Here is a 2,411-nt window from a genome sequence, read left to right on the forward strand (position 1 = left end):
GTCCTGGCGACCCTCCTCGGAGTGCTCGCCGACGCCCACCGGATCGCCACCGTGAACTCCTCACCCCCGGCCGGGGCGGGCGAGCCCGACCCGGTCTGGTGGGTGGCCGACGGAGAGGGGCTGTTCACCGCCGATCCCGCGCGGTCCGGGAGCCCGCTCCGTTCCCGCGCCCGGGGCGACGCCCGGCCGTGGCTGGCCGCCCGCGCCGCCGGCCAGGCGTGGTTGGCGGAAGCGGGCGCGATCCTGCTCGCCGTCGGATGCCCCGGCGACGCCGACGGCACCCGGATCCGACGAAGCCACCTCCGCGCGGGTTTCGCCGCCCACCTGGCCTCCCTCTCCGCCGCCCGTCTCGGCCTGCGCTGCCGTCCCGTCGGCTCCTGGCAGCAGGCCGATCTCGGCGCCGCGCTCGGCCGCCCGGGCGATCGGGAATGGATCGTCCACGGTCTGGCGGTCGGCGCGGACCCGTCCCCTCCCGCACCCCGGTGACCGCGCGCCCGGGGCCTGGCTGCGGCCCGCGCGTCCGACCACCGCTCCCCACCCCTCCGGCAGGTTTCCCGTGATGATCCACCCCGAGCTCCTGGCCGCCGCTCGCCCGGTGCGCCGCCCCCTGCTGATCGCCGGGGCTCTGCTGTTCGCCGTCACCGTGGGACACCTGGCACGGGCCGTGCTGCTGGCTCTCGCCCTGGCGGCCGTCGCCCGCTCGGAGCCGGCCGACGCCGTCGCCCCCCTGCTGGGGGTGCCGGTGGTCGTCCTCGTCCAGGCACTGCTCCACCACCGCCAACGGATGGTGGCGGCCGACGCCGGAGCCGAGGCCCGCGTACGGCTCCGCGACGAGCTGTTGGAGCGGCTGGGCCGACTCGGCCCGGCCCACCTCACCGGGGCCCGGGCCGGCGCGGTGCGGGCCACGCTGGTGGACGGCGTCGAGGGGTGCGACGTGTACCTCTCCCGGTACCTGCCGCAACTGGTCGTCACCTGTGTCACCCCGCCCCTGGTGCTCCTGGCCGTCGCCGTCCTGGCCGGCGCGGTGCTGCTCGCCCTGCTCGCCCCCCGGGCCTGGGACCGGCTCCTGGCACGCCGCGGCGGCGAGCACTGGAACGGCTACGAGCGCCTGAACGCCGACTACCTGGAGGCACTGCAGGGCATGCCGGCCCTGCGCGCCGCGGGGGCCGTCGGGCGGGTCCGCCGGCGGTTGGAGGACCGGTCCGCCGAGGTCCACCGCACGACCGTGGCCAAACTGCGGGTCTCCCTTGTGGACACCGGGATCACCGATCTGGCGGTGCAGGGCGGCACGGTCGTCGCCGTGCTGCTGGCCTGCTGGTCCGCCGCCACGGGAGGCGCCACGGCGACCACCACGTATCTGGTGCTGATGCTCACCTCCGAGGCGTTCCGTCCGATCCGTGACCTGTCGAGGGAGTGGCACTCCGGCTATCTGGGGATCTCCGCCGCCGGGGGAATCGCCGCCCTGCGATCGGCCCGCCCGGCCGTCACGGATCCCGGGGATCCCCCGGATTCCACGGGCCCCGTGGCTCCTGCCGCCCACGCGGCTTCGGACACCCCGGTCGGGAACGGGCCGGAGGGGGGGGCGGGGCCGCGTGGCGGCGCCCTCGGCATCACGGTCCGGAACGTGGCCTTCCGGCATCCGGGCGCCGGCCGGTCCGCCCTGGACGGTGTCGACCTCACCGTCGAGCCGGGCCGGGTGACCGCCCTGGTCGGCCCCTCCGGGGCGGGCAAGTCCACCCTCCTCTCCCTACTGGCGCGCCACCACGACCCCGACCGCGGGGAGATACTCCTCGGTGATCGACGGATCGACACGCTGCCCCTGGCCGAGCTGCGCCGCCGGGTCGCCGTCGTCTCGCAGCGCACCCACCTCTTCCACACCTCCGTCGCGGAGAACCTGCGTCTGGCCCGGCCCGGAGCCCCCGTCGCCGACCTGACCCGGGCCGCCCGATCCGCCGGGATCCTGGACGAGATCCTGGCGCTGCCCCGGGGCTGGGACACCGTGCTCGGCGAACGCGGAGAAACCCTCTCCGGCGGTCAGCGCCAACGTCTGGCCCTGGCCCGCGCGCTGCTCTCCCGGGCCCCGGTGCTGTTGCTGGACGAGGCGACCAGCGCCGTGGACGAGCACCGGGAGTCCCGGATCACCCGCGACCTGCTCGCGGCGGCGGGGGACCGGACCTGCCTGGTGGTGGCCCACCGACCGGCCGCCGTGCGCGATGCCCACCGCATCCTCGTCATGGACGGCGGACGCGTCGTCGAGGACGGCGACCACGCCTCGCTCCTCGCCGCCGGTGGGCTCTACGCCTCGTTGGTGACGGCCGGGGGCCCCGTCCGGCCCACCGACCCCGACGCGCCGTCCGAACCCACCGAACCCACCGAACCCACCGAACCCCTCGACCCATCCGGGCCCCGGG

General features: G+C 76.6%; 2 protein-coding genes. Both read left to right on the top strand.

From position 1 onward, the window contains the following. The coding region (locus FNQ90_RS19800) for a nitroreductase family protein (protein ID WP_182607599.1) at positions 1-486 on the top strand (486 nt) is incomplete at its 5' end. Between the two features lie 70 nt (positions 487-556). Continuing rightward, the coding region (locus tag FNQ90_RS19805) for an ABC transporter ATP-binding protein/permease (protein ID WP_182607600.1) at positions 557-2,411 on the top strand (1,855 nt) is incomplete at its 3' end.

This window comes from Streptomyces alkaliphilus (genome assembly GCF_014141535.1).
In the GTDB taxonomy this organism is placed as follows: domain Bacteria; phylum Actinomycetota; class Actinomycetes; order Streptomycetales; family Streptomycetaceae; genus Streptomyces; species Streptomyces alkaliphilus.